Source organism: Daejeonella oryzae DSM 19973 (assembly GCF_000422945.1).
GTDB lineage: Bacteria > Bacteroidota > Bacteroidia > Sphingobacteriales > Sphingobacteriaceae > Daejeonella > Daejeonella oryzae.
The window spans coordinates 224,306-239,903 of sequence record NZ_AUHA01000002.1; the positions used below are offsets into that span (position 1 = coordinate 224,306).

The following is a 15,598-nucleotide window of genomic DNA, read 5'->3' on the forward strand; positions in this document are numbered from 1 at the left end:
AAATTTTAAGCGGCAACTCTCTGTAAAATAACCTTACAGGGGATATCTGAAGTAATTCTTACAAAATGATTTTTATGTAATGGAATTTCTAAATAGCAGCCGGCGTGCAAACTATGTTCGGCATTTTCAATAGTAATAATACACGATCCTTCCAGGATAAGAAACCGCTCAAATTCATTATCATGAGTTTCTTGCGGGGCCATCTCTTTTATCCAGACAAGGGCACAGATCATATCGGAAGTATAGCTGATTATCTTCGCATAAATATCCGTCAAATCCACCGGTGCAACCATATCACTGCGGTTAATCCATTGATCATAATCAGCTATTTTGGAATTTTCGTGCAAAACCGGAGGAGATTCCGGGATTTCTCCGATCGCCAATCGGTCTTTATAATCAATTGTGGCCATTAAAAATGGCTTTATTATCGGATCTGGCTCAATGGCATTTTGCAAGGCATATTCTTCCAAAACCTGTTCGATGGCATTTAATTCCTCCCGGATTTCTTCATGAGCTTCAGCCATTTGCTCAACCTGTTCAATTTCATGAGGACTTGCCATTCCCATTAAATACGATTCCAGTAATCCGGATTGAATCAATTCATTAATATTCCTCATGCTAAAGCAGTTCCTTGTAATTTTTTAATTGCTGAAACCAAATCTGACCTTAAAATACTTACAGGAATATTGAGGTGTGCAGCGGCATCTGCAAATGTAAAGTCTTTAAAATAAATAAGGTCTAAAGCCTCCGCATATTTTTTCTCAATTCCAGATGTAAATCCTCTTCCTTCTCTACGTTGCTTTTCAAAAAGATACTCTTTTACATTGCATGCATAAACCAGGTTGATGCTTTCTTTAATTTCATTACATTTTGATTTACCCTCAACCTTTAATTTGGAACACGTAAGTCTGGCAATTTTAACAAGCCAGGTAAAAATTCTTTCCTTTTCAGGATTATATTGTTTCCTGTTTTGCCATACGGTACCAAAAGATTTCTGCAGAATAGTTTCAGCCTCATGTTTATCGTTAATAATTCGTGAAATAGCACCTAATAAGGAAGGAGCATACGTATCATACAATTTTACAAAAGCTGTTTTACTGCCATTTTGGAATAAGATAATTAGGTCATTACCAAAAACAATATTGTCAGATTTAGGAAATCCAGTAGGCTTGTTAAACATTTTAACTAAATTAATTTCGCTTGATTTTGAGAATTCGATAGTACGCAGCTAAAATTAATCAGCGAAAGAGGATATCGAAAGATTAAAAGACATACTCTATATGTCTTAAAATGTTTCGGCATCACAAGTATGTTACAGCAGTATCAGCGTTAAAACCCATACGCAATCCTAAAACCCGAATTTGAATTGTTCCGTCCGTCGGATGAAAATCCATATAAAACCCGGAATGTTAAATATTCAAGGCCGAAATATACCTCATTATAATTTTTAATAACCGGCGTTGAGAGATGATTTACGCCTGCTATCTCCTGCAGTTTTAATTTCCTTAATAGTGGAACCTTGTTAAAAATAAATCCCGAAAAATTATGTTCAAAGTGGGCTTCCAGATATTTATCAGGAGTACTGAAGTTATAATAATCCAGAAAAAGATAGGTGTTAGATTTGGGAATGTAGCTTAGACTTTGCGTTCCGATAAAATGTTTATAATCAACAAAATCTAATTTATCGCTGCTGAAAAATTTCCCCGCTGCCACAGAGAATGATGATTTACCGTATAAACCTAATTTGATATCTTCTTTACTGATATCAAAAGATAAAAAATCATAGTCGACATCAGAACTAAATATATTCCGGATGGCCTTTATATAACTTAGCCCGATAAGCGGATATTTTGAAGGAAAATAAACTTTCCCGGAGGGATAACTGGCATACGTTTGCCCAAACTGATAACTGGCTGTTAATCCCACTTTGAAGGCTTGTCCGGTTGGAAAAAGCGGCAGTTCCTGCGCCAGACTAAATGGATTATTTGAAGTAAACTCACGGTCTTTATCATCAATAAAAGTATAATCGGTTACGTTCTGCAAACTTTTACGATTAGACCATTCGGTAAAAAAAGTGGTTTTAATTGCAGGAATAATTCGCTGAGAAGCCGAAAAGTAGAGAAACTTCTTCTCATACAATTTCATAAAATTGCGTTCGTAAAAGAGAGAATTAATGGAATTACCAAATGGTGCAATTGTGCCGCGGTTATTCAAATCGAGAATATCAGACCCGACATTAAATCCGAGGGAAGTATTTTTAATCGGAATATTTCCTCCCACACTTCCATAAAAATCTTTGCTGGCAAAGCCGTACCGAAGGCTGCCGCTAAAGGATATAAATTTATTTGTTAACGTATCAATCCGCTTGCTGTATCCGGCTTTATAATTGATGCCGAAGCCTTCCACTGTATTGTAAAAAACCGAATTTCGTAAAGAACTAAAATTATAATATTCCTTTTTAAACCGATTCCGGGGATTATATCCATTTCCAACAATAAAGCCGAGAGGCTTAAACTTATTATTTTCTTTATCTAAGGAATCCAGGTAAGGTTTTGATTCACGTTTTGCGGCTAGAGTTTCCTTTTTTAGATAATCCAGATTTTCCTCTTCAGTTAACGGAACCGGGCGTGATTGAGACCAGTACCCCGAATCCTTCTTACTTACACCTTTATCTATTTTTAAAACTTCAATAAAATCCTTCGGATTTAATTTTGGATTAAGATCATAATTCTTGTAAATAGCTATAAAGTAGCCTCCAAATCTGAAACCAAAAACTCCTCCTGTAAATTCAAACTTAACCGATGAAGGCATATAAACTTTCCCAACCGGAAAAAATTGCTGATTGATTTTAAGAGTGTCTACAAAGTTTATGTTTGCCTCTTTGGTCATGTAAAGATCTACGCTGTGCATTCGCCAGGAATCATCCAGAATATAAATAATGCCCCTAAAAACCGGATCGGCGTTTCGCCGTGGAATTACCTGTATTTTATTAATAGTTTGTCCATTTTCTATGGTTGAGCCTAAGAATTTATACTGATAGTAGAAAAGGGCATTATCTGCAATTGGCGATATAAAAGGACGGTTGCTTAGGCCATCCCAATTCTGAATATTTTCATAAAAATTCACTTTAATATCCGAAGCACGGTTAAAACTGAAAGCACGGTTACTTCCGGATACTTTTGAAGAAATCATTTCTTCACGATATTTATCGGGCTGAATAAAACTTAATCTAGATTCAGATTCTGAGAGATAAATTATCCCTTTTCTGTTTGAATCCAATCCTATTTCCTTACCCATTTTTTCGACATCTTTCCCCAGAAATTTTTTGGGTGCTGCCAAAAGTTTTTGCAATCCTTTGATGTACACATCAGCCGTAAAAGAATTAACCTCTCTTAAATGTAATTTCCTTTTCCTGATTGCCTGGCGGATTATTTCATAAGCAGCGTCCTCACCTCCTGCGCTGATGACCACATCATTTAATTCATAAACCTCGGCTGCCATACGTATATCAAGAACCTGATTTTTATTTATAACCAGAGGACGGGTTTCCAACCGGTATCCGATAGCTTTAAATATCAGCTCCAATTTGCCGGCGGGTACTTTTAACTGGTATTCCCCTTCGATGTTGGCCGAGGTTCCGATACTGGTATTTTTAAGATAGATACTTGCAAAGGGAACGGGTTGCCCCTGTGAATCGGTGATTTTGCCGCTTAAAGAATAATTTTGAGCTACTGCACCCAGGGCAGCAAAAATAATCAGGAAGGTGAATGTTAATCTCAGGTTCATATGAAGTAAAGATGATTTATTTACTTAAAGGTTACAGGGCCAATTCAGTTAAAGAGTGTTAAAATTAAATATCTGCTTTGAGAATTCAGTAACGTTTAAATCCTGACAAGTCTGAAGAATTGCTAATTTTACAGCCTTAAAACCTATTGCTATGTACAAAACTTTACAGCCGGTCTTACAAAATGAGTTAGCAGAGATCGAAAAAGCAGGATTATATAAACGTGAAAGAGTTATTACTTCTCCGCAGGGAGCTGAAATTACCGTTCAGGGCGGGCAGAAAGTAATTAATTTCTGTGCTAATAATTATCTGGGATTGTCCTCTCATCCAAAAGTAATTGAAGCTGCAAAAAAAGCTATAGATTCCCACGGTTTCGGAATGTCATCTGTCCGTTTCATTTGCGGAACTCAGGATATCCATAAAGAACTGGAAGCAAAAATTTCTAAATTTTTAGGAACTGAAGATACTATTTTATATGCGGCGGCTTTTGATGCCAACGGAGGTGTTTTTGAACCCTTGTTTAACGAGCAGGATGCGATTATTTCTGATGCTTTAAACCATGCATCAATTATTGATGGTGTTCGTTTATGCAAGGCGCAGCGTTACCGCTACAATCATGATGACATGGCCGATCTGGAAGAAAAATTAAAAGAAACACAGAATTTACGACACCGGATTATTGTAACTGACGGAGCGTTTTCTATGGATGGAACCATCGCTCAGTTAGATAAAATTTGTGATCTGGCTGATAAATATAAAGCATTGGTAATGATCGACGAATGTCATTGCTCCGGTTTTATGGGCAAAACCGGTCGCGGAACGCATGAGCATCACAATGTAATGGGCCGCATCGATATCATTACCGGAACATTAGGAAAAGCATTAGGCGGCGCCTCCGGCGGTTTCACCTCCGGACCAAAAGAAGTTATAGACCTTCTTCGCCAGCGGTCACGCCCTTATTTATTTTCAAATACGCTGGCGCCATCCATTGTTGGAGCGTCTATTGCTGTGTTGGATATGCTTAGTGAAACAACCGAACTTCGCGATAAATTAGAAAACAATACAAGCTATTTCAGGAAAAAAATGACCGAAGCTGGTTTTGATATCAAACCGGGAATCCATCCAATTGTGCCGATTATGCTTTACGATGCAAAATTAGCTCAGGATTTTGCTGCCAAACTTCTTGATGAAGGGATTTATGTGATTGGATTTTACTATCCGGTTGTTCCTCAGGGAAAAGCCAGAATCAGGGTGCAATTATCTGCCGCTCATACACAGCAGCATTTAGATAAAGCAATTGCGGCATTTGTAAAAGTGGGTAAAGAATTAGGTGTAATTAAGTAATTTGTAACTTTGTCGTTCAGACAATTCAGGCTATGCAGAATAAAATAGATCAGTATACTTCAGAAATAAATTCATTCAATTCCTCCAACGCCCAGGAACTGGAAACATTCCGGATCAGGTTTTTGGGAACCAAGGGGATTATTAAAGATCTGTTCGAAGAATTTAAAACGGTTTCTGCCGATGACAAACGAGTGTACGGTAAAGTATTGAATGAGTTTAAGCAATTAGCCGAATCAAAATATCATGAGGTAAAGGAATTGATTGACAGCATGGTCTCTGATACTCCTGAGTCAAAAATTGACCTTACCCTTCCGGGAGATGGAATGGAATTGGGATCCCGGCATCCGCTATCACTGGTAAGAAAAGAGATTGTTGAAATATTTAAAAAATTGGGCTTTAATGTGGCCGAAGGGCCAGAAATTGAAGACGACTGGCATAATTTCTCAGCCTTAAATTTTCCGGAAGAGCATCCTGCTAGAGATATGCAGGATACCTTCTTTATTAAAAAAGACAAAGAAAATGGTGATACCGCCTTACGTACTCACACTTCATCGGTTCAGGTGCGGATGATGGAAGCCGGACAGCCTCCTTTCAGGGCAATTATGCCGGGACGGGTTTACAGAAACGAAGCTATCTCAGCAAGAGCTCATTGTTTTTTCCACCAGGTAGAAGGATTATATATTGATGAGAATGTTTCCTTTGCCGACTTAAAGCAAACACTTTTTTACTTTGTACAGGAATTATTTGGAGAAGGAACTAAAGTAAGATTTCGTCCTTCCTATTTCCCGTTTACAGAACCGTCTGCCGAAATGGATATTTCATGCACTATATGCAAAGGAGATGGATGTCAGTTTTGCAAGCATAGCGGCTGGGTAGAAATTTTAGGCTGCGGAATGGTTGACCCTAATGTTTTGGATAACTGCAAAATAGACAGTCAGAAATTTACGGGTTATGCATTTGGAATGGGAATAGAGCGTATTACTAATCTTAAATATCAAATAAAGGATTTAAGACTCTTTTCAGAAAACGATGTTCGTTTTTTAAAGCAATTTCAATCTGAACTGATCTGATGAAATATCCTGCCCTTCTTTTATTGATTTTAACTGGCATTTCCTGCTCTAAAGATCAGGAGGGCCGAATACCCGATGTAGCAGTAAATTTTAGAGCATCATTAAATGACCCAAGAATCAATCAGATTAACAATGCGGGCGGAGCTGTAGCTATTTCCGGATATGGTGTTTCGGGTTTAATTCTTTACAATACAGGAACACGAATTGTTGCGTACGACCGATGCAGCTCTGTGAATCCGCAACAAGCCTGCGCTGTAAATATTGATAACCCTACCTTAACAGCAACCGATCCATGCAGTGGTGCAAAGTTTTCTTTAAATGACGGCACACCCGTAAAAGCTCCTGCAAAACGGCCACTAAAACAATACCTGGTAAGCATTATAAACAATTTTGAAATTGCGGTAACTAATTAGAATGGAAGTAGATAAGATCAAAGAAAGTATTAAGAAAGCAGCTAAAGAGCTGTTCCGAAAATACGGTTACCATAAAACAAGCGTCAATGAAATAGCTAAAAAAGCCAAGATTGCAAAAGCTACTATCTATAAATATTTCGAATCCAAAGAATTGGTATTACATGCAATTTTAATGGATTATATTCGCCACAGTGTTCAGGATATTATTCATAACCCCACAGAAGATCTGGACCAGGAAGCATATCTCACCAGTATTATCCTAAAAACAAGCCGTCTTTCGTATACGGTTTGCAATGAATTTATCGGCTGGGAGTTTATTCGTGAATCGACAAATGCACAAGAATTTTTAAAAACTCTTTCAGATGAACTGGAAGAACTACTTGTCCAGTCATTTAATGAAACCCAACTATTTCAGGCAGATCATTATCCAGACCGCCTGCGGTTTTTAATTAAAGCCAGTAAAAGTATTGTGTTTTCATTTGCTTTCACTTCAGTAACCGATTCAGACGTTCGAAAAAATTTCATTTCTTTTCAAAAAGAAATTCTTCCCTATCTGGTAAAAGCAGCTATCAAGTAAAGAGAATGTTAATTGTTTGTTAATTTTTATACCAATTTGGTTTTTGGTATAAATTCGGTTATATTTAACGAAATGACAGACAAAACAACACTCATGAGCAGAGAAATTCTCTTTTTTTCGGATTTAATTGATGAACGTTTTGATTGTACAGAAGAAGCTAAAACCGGTTTCTTTTCTTACATTCTGAGCTTCTTTTATTAATTCAATTCCATCCCCAGGCAGTATCCGCAATTTGCGGAAACCCATCCCCGCATTCGCAACTCTTTCTTTTTCCCGCTAAAAAGAATATTCAATTTAGACTAATTTCTTATTTAAGTGTAATTTTGGCGCTTATTAAAATTAGTTGCAGTAAAGCCAGTCTAAGCTGAACCTACTAACGAATTATAAAATCTTAATGAAGAAGCTAACTGCTGATAAAAAGTTTTTGCAAAACATCAGGGTAATCGATATTGCCGAAGAAGGAAAAGGAATTGGAAAATCTGAAGAACTGGTCATTTTCATTGACAAGGCAATTCCGGGTGATATTGTAGATATTGAACTGATGCGCAAGAAAAAGAAATTTTTCGAGGCACGCATTCAGAACATGGTTCAACCCTCAGAACACCGCATAGAACCTTTTTGCCAGCATTTTGGAGATTGCGGCGGCTGTAAATGGCAGCACATGACCTATGATTCGCAACTTTATTACAAACAAAAAAGCGTTACCGATGCATTAGAGCGTATTGGCAAGGTGAATACAAGTGGAATTGAGCCCATTTTGCCATCTCAGGCTTCAAGATATTATCGCAACAAGCTGGAATATACTTTTTCTGATAAGCGCTGGCTTACCGATGAAGATATGCGGAACAATGAAGAAATGGAAATGAATGCGCTTGGATACCATATTCCCGGCCGGTTCGATAAAATTCTGGATATTCAGCATTGCCATTTACAAGCCGATCCCTCTAATGAGATCCGTAATGAAATTCGCCGCTTTGCATTGGAGCAGCAAATTTCTTTTTATAATCTTCGCAATCACGAAGGAGCTCTTAGAAACCTCATCATCCGCAATACAACTATTGGCGAACTGATGGTGATTGTAGTTTTCGCTTACGCGGATGAAGACCAGGTAAAGTTAATGATGACGTTTGTTCAGGAGCGTTTTCCCGGAATTACATCCTTATTATACATTCTTAATGAGAAGAAGAATGACACCATTTTCGATCAGGAAATTCATGTGTTTGCAGGCCGCGATCATATCTTTGAGAACATGCCTGCCGGCAAATCGGAGAATGGCGATCTGAAATTCAAAATAGGTCCGAAATCATTTTACCAGACCAATTCTGATCAGGCTCATGAATTGTATAAAATTACCCGTGAATTTGCTGATTTTAAAGGCGATGAACTGGTTTATGACTTGTATACCGGAGCCGGAACCATTGCCAATTTTGTGGCTTCGGATGTAAAACATGTAATTGGCGTTGAATATGTGCCAACAGCCATTGAAGATGCTAAACTAAATTCAGAAATTAACAACATTAGCAATACCAGCTTTTTTGCCGGCGATATGAAAGATATTTTAAACGCCGAATTTGTTCTGGAACATGGTAAACCCGATGTGGTAATTTCAGATCCTCCGCGTGCGGGAATGCATGCAGACGTGGTAAAAAGATTACTGGAAATAGAAGCGCCTAAAATTGTGTATGTAAGTTGCAATGCCGCAACTCAGGCCAGAGATATTACTTTATTAACTGAAAAATATGAAGTAAGCCGCATTCGTCCGGTAGACATGTTTCCGCATACACAACATGTTGAAAATGTTGTTCTTTTAACCTTAAAACAAGCTTAAACAGTATGGAAATTAAAGATCTGTTAGACCAGGAGAACAGTAATAAGGAAAATCCAAAACAGGAAAATCCTCTACAAAGCTTAGAGGCTGATCTGAAAATGTACAGCGATTCTATTAAAGAGGTTTCATTAGAAATTATGGTGGAGGGATTATCGTCTTATCCGCTATTTGTAGCTCACCAGCATGAGGTTAAACTTGGAGAACCCATTCTGGATAGAAATGAATTAAATACCGGATGGAGTATTCACGCTTCAACCATTGAAGAATTTGTTGAGAAAGGAATTATACATCCTGATAAGAAAGAAAAGTTTATCAAGCAATACAAAAACGCCCGTGATTTTATGTGCCTTTTTGTAATAGTTCCCGAAGGTGCGAATTTTGTATTTTATCCCTACCAATAGCCTATAGCTTTTTATTATCCCGTAATCCTGATTTTAGATCAGGATTACGGGATAATAAAATCTGCTAATTATTTCGCTTGCGGATATTCGCCATTTTTGAAACTTCCTTCGATTTTATCACCGCATTACCGTCGTAAGTAATATTCGATAATCCGCTGGCATCCACTTCCAGTGTTTTTTCGGCAGAAATAAAGATATTGGAAACGCCGCTGGTTTTTGCTCTGAGATTCTGGGTTATTAATTCATACGCTTTTAAATTTGAAGCTCCGCTGCTTTCAATATCCACCAAATCAGCTTTACCCGATAAATTAAGATTTACTGCTCCGCTGATTTCAATATTCAGGTCTTTAACATCCAGCGACAGTTTGCTGTTATTGGCTCCTGAAAGCTTGATTTGAAATTTATCTGAAACTATAGGCTGCTCTGAATTAACCTTTGTTGCGCCACTTCCGCTTACGCTGATCAGTTGTTTATAAGTTATATACACTTTAAGCTTTACATTATTAAAATCATCATATCTCTTTTCATTATTATTTTCTGTCCGGATAATGAGCACATTATTAACAACCTCAACCTTTAAGCGTTCATTGTATCTCTTATTATTCACTTCGATATCTACCTTTTCCTGATCACCTTTTGTAATGTATACATCTGCAATACCGGAAACCTTTAAAGATTTAAAGCCCGAGACCGGTCTGCTTTCCTTAATTAATTCCTCCTGTGCCATTGCCAGGTTTGTACCCAGTAATAAGAAAAGCACTAAATTTAATTTCATCAAATTTTTCATATCCAAAATGTTGTTTTCAGAATATATGACGTGGGCAGGCGGAGGTTAGTTGCATTGGCAGCATAAATATATTTATGCAAGCTTCTGCATTAAATATAAAGTTTACAGAAAGCAATTTTTAAAACGTTTGAAATATGTAATTTCAGGCGAAAATTTACCTGATCTATGGCCAACAGAAAACTGCTCATTCTTAATCAAATACAAATTCAGCAAAAGATAGACCGGATGGCTTACCAAATCCTTGAAGATAATTTGCAGGAAAAAGAACTGATCATGGCCGGAATTGTAAATCGCGGGTATACCATTGCTCTACGTCTGAAAAAAATCCTTGAAAAAATTTCAGATATCAAAATCACGTTAATGAAAATTGAGCTGGATAAAGACAGCACTCATTTAAAAGCTGAAACCGATCTGGAAATTTCAGAGACAGAAAACAAAGTGATTATTTTGGTTGATGATGTTTTAAACAGCGGGCGCACACTGGCATATGGCTTGGGAATTTTTCTGGATGTTCCTTTAAAAAAGTTACGTACGCTGGTTTTGATCGACCGAAACCACCGTATCTTTCCGGTTTCCCCGGATTTTACCGGACTTGAATTGGCTACAGTTTTAAAAGAACATGTAGAAGTAGTTTTGGATGAAAAGGGAGAAGAAGATGCTGTTTATCTCTCCTGATTTTCATTAACATGGCTCAGATAACCGGCAAGCTTTTCGGCGGTAAGATCTATCCCGCTTATAATAAATGCGGCTTTATTATAATAAATTTCACGTTCTGATAATTTACCAGAAATAAAATCTATCAGCTCCTGCCCTTTTAAATCTTTAATTAGCGGACGTTCAGTTTTTGAATTTTCCAGTCTGTCTGCAAGCGTTTTTGCTGATAATGACAAATAAATCACTTTGCCGTTTTGATTCATCCATTCCATATTATCGAAATAACATGGAGCACCGCCCCCGGTGGCAATAACACAATTATCAGGATACCAGCTTTTCTGCAAAATATCCCGCTCTATTTCACGGAAAGATTCCTCTCCATAAAGTTGAAAATAATCCGCTACTTTCAATCCTGTTTTTTGCTCCACAAGTTTGTCACTGTCAAAAAACTCCAGGCCCAGTTGCCGGGCTAATTTTCTACCCAAACTGCTTTTGCCGCTACCCATAAATCCTACTAAAAAAATCTTCATATAAGTCCCTCTCTTTTCATCATTATATAATCTGTTTCAGGCGGATTAATCCCTTCTGCTCTAAAAATGCTTGAAATTTGTGCCCGGTGATATGTAGAATGATTCAACATATGAAAAAATATATCGGCAACCCTGTTTGAGAACCTCTCACCTTTTGAATTTGTGTAATGAATGTTAAGCTGCTGATCTGCTTCTTTAAATACTGCGCAAATCAAAATGAAATTTTTCAAATGTATTTTCTCAAACAAACGGCGTTCGTGAATTTGCCAGGTTCCATACTCCTCGGGCTGAGCAATAATGCGTTTCATCCAAATATGCTGCGCATTTAAAACATGACTGAACAATTTCTCTGCCTGAGGCATAGAGCGAGCCGATTGATTAAACACCTCTATCACTTTATAATCAGCAAGCTGCGTATACCTGATAATATCTGCCAACATATTTACTAAGCTAATTTTACCCGGGGATCAATAAATGCATATAAAATATCAACCAGGATATTTATAATGACAAAAATGAAGGCTACAAATAATATGGAGCCCATTACTACCGGGAAGTCTGATAATTCCAAAGCATCTACGGTAGCTTTCCCCAATCCATTATAGCCGAATATGTATTCTACAAAAAAAGAACCTGCCAGCAATGATGCAAACCAACCGCTAATGGCCGTAATCACCGGATTTAAAGCATTTTTCAGCGCATGCTTGTAAATTATCCGCCGGTTGCTTAAGCCTTTAGCCCTGGCTGTGCGAATGTAATCCTGACTAAGTACATCCAGCATAGCGCTTCGAGTGAGCTGTACAATAATTGCCAAAGGTCTTAATCCGAGGGTAATCATAGGCAAAATCAAATTTTTCCAGGTAATCACTTCTCCACGAAAAGGATCATAATTATACAAACTGCCTGACATATTCAGGCCGGTAAAATCTCCTAATACAAAACCAAATAACCAGGCTATTATTATACCGGCAAAAAAAGAAGGAGCCGAAATTCCTAAAATAGCGAATGCATTTGCCGAACGATCTATCCAGGTATCCTTATTTACAGCTGAAATAACTCCCAGAAATATACCAAGCAGGGTAGCAAAAATCATAGAAGTGATAGCCAGAATAAAGGTATTCGGAACCGTCTCTGCTAAAATATTGCTCACATCTCTTTTGGTTTGATATGATCTTCTCAAATATGGTTTTTTAAGTACGATTACCTTATTTTTTCCTGCAGGAATAATTTTTAAAAAATTATATTTTGCCTGTGAAACCGAATCATTATCGTGAATAGAAATTACCGAAAGGTCGTTTATATAATAGGCGAACTGAACCGGGATAGGTTTGTCCAACCCAAATTCTTTTCTAACGGCTTCTAAAGATTGTACATCTGAACGCTGACCCTGGGTCATCCGGGCAGGATCTCCGGGCAGGATATTGAAAAGAAAGAAAACTACCACCACAATACCTGCCAGCACGGCTAAACCATAAAGAATTTTCCGGAATGTATATCTCAGCATTATTGATTCTTATTGAAATATTGGCCTGCCAGATCCTGATAAGATGGCATTCTGTTGAAATGCCACTTATTAATTACTATGCCGTCCTTTAACAATAAAATCCCGGGATTTGCCCGCACCATACTTTTTAGAGGAACGCCGTCGGCATAAAAAATCTCCATCACCAGATTATTTTCCTTACTGAACCTTTCCGCATCTTCTGCAGAATTGGATGTTAACAACACCGACCGGATGTTATAATTTTCGGCAGCATTCATAGCAATGGCATTGAGTTGGCCCATTGCTTCAATATTCGTTTTGTCAAGATTATATGCTACAAAAACAAGGTTGTAATATGGATTTTCAACTATTTCTGCGGTATAATCTGTTCCCTGAGAATCTGTGATTTTCAAATCCTTAATGGGAATATCGTATCCTTTTTTTATGAGCTTATTTTCCGGCTGACCCACTACTTCCCAATTCGAATCTTTCCAGATACCGCTTTTAAGGTATTCTTTATCAGTCATGGTCTTTTCCTCGCCGGTCTTTTTATTTTTAAGCTGGTAGATAATTTCGAAAAGATCAGGTTCTGCACCTGCAGGAGCAATCATATTTTTTGGAATATTACTGCCGATTTTATATGGCAGAAAATCTAAAACCGGAAGGAAATTGTAGGTGTAAAGGCCAAAGCCCAGAGCCAGAAAAGTAATCGCTGCAAAAATCAGTTTTCGATTCTTTTCGGATTGAATTACCGGTTGAATCATATCGCGGTTCATGTAGATAAAAACAATTAGAACCAGCAACACCAAATCCTTGCTAAAAGATTGCCATGGAGTAAGCGGTATGGCATCACCAAAGCATCCGCAGGAAGTAACAACTTCAAAAAATGCAGAATAAAAGGTTAGGAATGTAAAGAAGATGATTAATATCAATAAGCCTAAGGAAACCTTACGGGCCCAGAATCCAAGAAAAAGCAATGCGCCAAATACCATTTCAAGAGTACACAATACAATGGCAATTGCCGGCGCTAAATCATTTAAAAAAGTAACATGAAAAACTTCAAAGTATTCTTGCAGTTTGTAACCAAAACCAAGCGGATCATTGGCTTTGATTAATCCTGAAAAGATAAACAGCAAGCCAACCAGAGTGGTACTAAAATTCAGTATTATTTTCTTCATTATTACAATTTTCAAAGGCAAATCAATCTTACTAAAAATTGATAAAACCTTATGATTCACGAAAATACTATTTGATTCCCAATTTTATAAGGGCGAAAACAGAATAATTAAGCATATCCTGATAGTTGGCTTTCACCCCTTCAGAAGCTAATGTTTGTCCGGCATTATCTTCTATCTGCTTAACGCGAAGCAGTTTCATCAGAATTAAATCAGTTAAAGAACTGATACGCATATCACGCCAGGCTTCACCATAATCGTGATTTTTAGCGAACATTAATTCCTGCGTAAGATTTATTTTTTGATCAAATAAATATTCAATTTCTTCAACCGGAATTTCTAAACGGGGATCTTCTGACAGCACCAGCTGCATCATGGCAATGATACAATAATTTACAATGCCGATATATTCAGAGGCGATATCCTCTCCTACTTTTGAAATTTTTTTCTCTTCAAGCGTGCGGATACGCTGAGCTTTAATAAATATCTGATCGGTAATTGAAGTTATTCTGAGTATTCGCCAGGCCGTTCCGTAATCTTTTGTTTTTTTTAAAAACAGGTCTCTGCAAACTCTGATCACTGCCTCGTATTCTGCTGCTGTATTGTTAGCCAAAATGCTTATTTATTTGTTTGAAAGATGAATTAATTGGTACTTTGTCGCTCAAATGAGCGATAAAAATACAGTTTTTCAGCAAAAGTTAACGCTAAATCTTCGGGGCAGCTTGTTAGATCTGTCAAGCCCTAAAGTGATGGGCATATTAAACATTACTCCCGACTCATTTTACGACGGCGGCCGTAACAATAATGCGCTTAATGCATTAAAGCAAACTGAAAAGATGTTAACGGAAGGCGCTGACCTGATTGATGTGGGTGCCTATTCGTCCAGACCAAACGCAGAACATATTTCAGCTGAAACAGAACAGGCACGGCTCAAGCCGGTAATAAAAGAATTAGTGAAAGAGTTTCCGGAAGCCTTTTTCTCAATAGACACTTTCAGAAATACTGTTGCCGAAGCCGCAATTAATGAAGGTGCGCACATTATAAATGATATTTCAGCCGGAGAAATGGACCCGGAAATGTTTAACACTGTAGCCCGGTTAAAATGTCCATACATATTAATGCATATGCGGGGTACGCCCCAAAACATGCAGCATCAAACTGATTATGATGATATTTTCAGTACGGTCTTTAAATATTTCTCTGATAAGATAAGTCTTTTAAAAAGTCACGGTGTTTACGACCTCGTATTAGATCCGGGTTTCGGATTCGCCAAAAAACCTGTACATAGTTATGAGCTTTTGGCAAAACTGGATCAGTTCGGAATACTGGGATTACCGGTTCTTGCAGGAGTGTCCAGAAAATCAATGATTTATTCTGTTTTAGAAACTGACGCCCGGGGTGCATTAAACGGAACAACCGTTGCAAATACCATCGCGTTATTAAAAGGGGCTGCTATCTTAAGGGTGCATGATGTTAAAGAGGCTGCAGAGGCAGTGAAAATTGTTGGCAAACTAAATGCTTATTAACCCTGATTCTGGATTCCTCTATGAAT

The 15,598-nt window shown here is 37.6% G+C and carries 17 protein-coding genes; 8 read left to right on the forward strand and 9 right to left on the reverse strand.

Features of this window, described 5'->3' with window-relative positions; all coding sequences use genetic code 11:
- Window positions 1–5: 5 nt before the first annotated feature.
- The 3 genes from G521_RS0101160 to G521_RS0101170 all read right to left on the reverse strand — a co-directional run bounded on the left by G521_RS0101160 (window position 6) and on the right by G521_RS0101170 (window position 3,786).
- Window positions 6–617: a cupin domain-containing protein gene (locus G521_RS0101160; protein WP_026896871.1), complete on the reverse strand. Its 612-nt coding sequence runs from the start codon at window positions 615–617 to the stop codon at window positions 6–8.
- Window positions 614–1,180, reverse strand: coding sequence for an RNA polymerase sigma factor (locus G521_RS17600; protein WP_051189352.1), 567 nt, complete (start codon window positions 1,178–1,180; stop codon window positions 614–616). The genes G521_RS0101160 and G521_RS17600 overlap by 4 nt, the downstream gene beginning before the upstream one ends.
- A gap of 149 nt (window positions 1,181–1,329) precedes the next feature.
- Window positions 1,330–3,786 (reverse strand): DUF5686 and carboxypeptidase regulatory-like domain-containing protein, encoded by a 2,457-nt coding sequence (locus G521_RS0101170; RefSeq protein WP_026896872.1) that lies wholly within the window; start codon window positions 3,784–3,786, stop codon window positions 1,330–1,332.
- 151 nt (window positions 3,787–3,937) lie between these two features.
- Between G521_RS0101170 and kbl the strand changes: the two genes are divergently transcribed.
- From kbl to G521_RS0101205, 6 genes are all read left to right on the forward strand, one after another.
- On the forward strand, window positions 3,938–5,128 hold the full coding sequence (gene kbl, locus G521_RS0101175) for a glycine C-acetyltransferase (RefSeq protein WP_026896873.1): 1,191 nt from the start codon (window positions 3,938–3,940) through the stop codon (window positions 5,126–5,128).
- Window positions 5,129–5,160: 32 nt separating this feature from the next.
- On the forward strand, window positions 5,161–6,198 hold the full coding sequence (gene pheS / locus G521_RS0101180; protein ID WP_026896874.1) for a phenylalanine--tRNA ligase subunit alpha: 1,038 nt from the start codon (window positions 5,161–5,163) through the stop codon (window positions 6,196–6,198).
- On the forward strand, window positions 6,198–6,611 hold the full coding sequence (locus G521_RS0101185; RefSeq protein WP_036677971.1) for a Rieske (2Fe-2S) protein: 414 nt from the start codon (window positions 6,198–6,200) through the stop codon (window positions 6,609–6,611). Before pheS ends, G521_RS0101185 begins: the two co-directional genes overlap by 1 nt.
- Window position 6,612: 1 nt before the next feature.
- A complete protein-coding gene (locus G521_RS0101190) occupies window positions 6,613–7,188 on the forward strand; it encodes a TetR/AcrR family transcriptional regulator (protein ID WP_026896876.1) in 576 nt (191 codons plus the stop codon).
- Between the two features lie 394 nt (window positions 7,189–7,582).
- A complete protein-coding gene (gene rlmD, locus G521_RS0101200; protein WP_026896877.1) occupies window positions 7,583–9,016 on the forward strand; it encodes a 23S rRNA (uracil(1939)-C(5))-methyltransferase RlmD in 1,434 nt (477 codons plus the stop codon).
- A gap of 5 nt (window positions 9,017–9,021) precedes the next feature.
- Entirely contained in the window at window positions 9,022–9,417 is a 396-nt protein-coding gene (locus tag G521_RS0101205) for a hypothetical protein (RefSeq protein WP_026896878.1), read from the forward strand.
- 64 nt (window positions 9,418–9,481) lie between these two features.
- On the opposite strand, the gene G521_RS0101210 is transcribed toward G521_RS0101205, so the two are convergent.
- Window positions 9,482–10,192 carry a head GIN domain-containing protein gene (locus G521_RS0101210; RefSeq protein ID WP_162141777.1) on the reverse strand — a complete coding sequence of 237 codons (711 nt, stop codon included), beginning with the start codon at window positions 10,190–10,192 and terminating at the stop codon, window positions 9,482–9,484.
- A 177-nt stretch (window positions 10,193–10,369) separates the two neighbouring features.
- Between G521_RS0101210 and G521_RS0101215 the strand changes: the two genes are divergently transcribed.
- Window positions 10,370–10,879, forward strand: a complete 510-nt coding sequence (locus G521_RS0101215; RefSeq protein WP_026896880.1) for a phosphoribosyltransferase family protein — start codon at window positions 10,370–10,372, stop codon at window positions 10,877–10,879.
- On the opposite strand, the gene G521_RS0101220 is transcribed toward G521_RS0101215, so the two are convergent.
- From G521_RS0101220 to G521_RS0101240, 5 genes are all read right to left on the reverse strand, one after another.
- The gene (locus G521_RS0101220) at window positions 10,867–11,388 is read right to left on the reverse strand and encodes a shikimate kinase (RefSeq protein WP_026896881.1); all 522 of its coding nucleotides are present in this window, start codon (window positions 11,386–11,388) and stop codon (window positions 10,867–10,869) included. The two genes, G521_RS0101215 and G521_RS0101220, sit on opposite strands and share 13 nt — an antisense overlap.
- Window positions 11,385–11,828 carry a DinB family protein gene (locus G521_RS0101225; protein ID WP_051189355.1) on the reverse strand — a complete coding sequence of 148 codons (444 nt, stop codon included), beginning with the start codon at window positions 11,826–11,828 and terminating at the stop codon, window positions 11,385–11,387. Before G521_RS0101225 ends, G521_RS0101220 begins: the two co-directional genes overlap by 4 nt.
- 5 nt (window positions 11,829–11,833) lie before the next feature.
- Window positions 11,834–12,892: an ABC transporter permease gene (locus tag G521_RS0101230; RefSeq protein WP_026896883.1), complete on the reverse strand. Its 1,059-nt coding sequence runs from the start codon at window positions 12,890–12,892 to the stop codon at window positions 11,834–11,836.
- Window positions 12,892–14,049 carry a BT_3928 family protein gene (locus G521_RS0101235; protein WP_026896884.1) on the reverse strand — a complete coding sequence of 386 codons (1,158 nt, stop codon included), beginning with the start codon at window positions 14,047–14,049 and terminating at the stop codon, window positions 12,892–12,894. The genes G521_RS0101230 and G521_RS0101235 overlap by 1 nt, the downstream gene beginning before the upstream one ends.
- A gap of 67 nt (window positions 14,050–14,116) precedes the next feature.
- Complete coding sequence (locus tag G521_RS0101240) at window positions 14,117–14,659, reverse strand: DUF1599 domain-containing protein (protein WP_026896885.1); 543 nt, start codon at window positions 14,657–14,659, stop codon at window positions 14,117–14,119.
- Between the two features lie 52 nt (window positions 14,660–14,711).
- On the opposite strand from G521_RS0101240, the gene folP reads away from it, so the two are divergent.
- Window positions 14,712–15,572, forward strand: a complete 861-nt coding sequence (gene folP, locus G521_RS0101245; protein WP_026896886.1) for a dihydropteroate synthase — start codon at window positions 14,712–14,714, stop codon at window positions 15,570–15,572.
- Window positions 15,573–15,598: the final 26 nt, after the last annotated feature.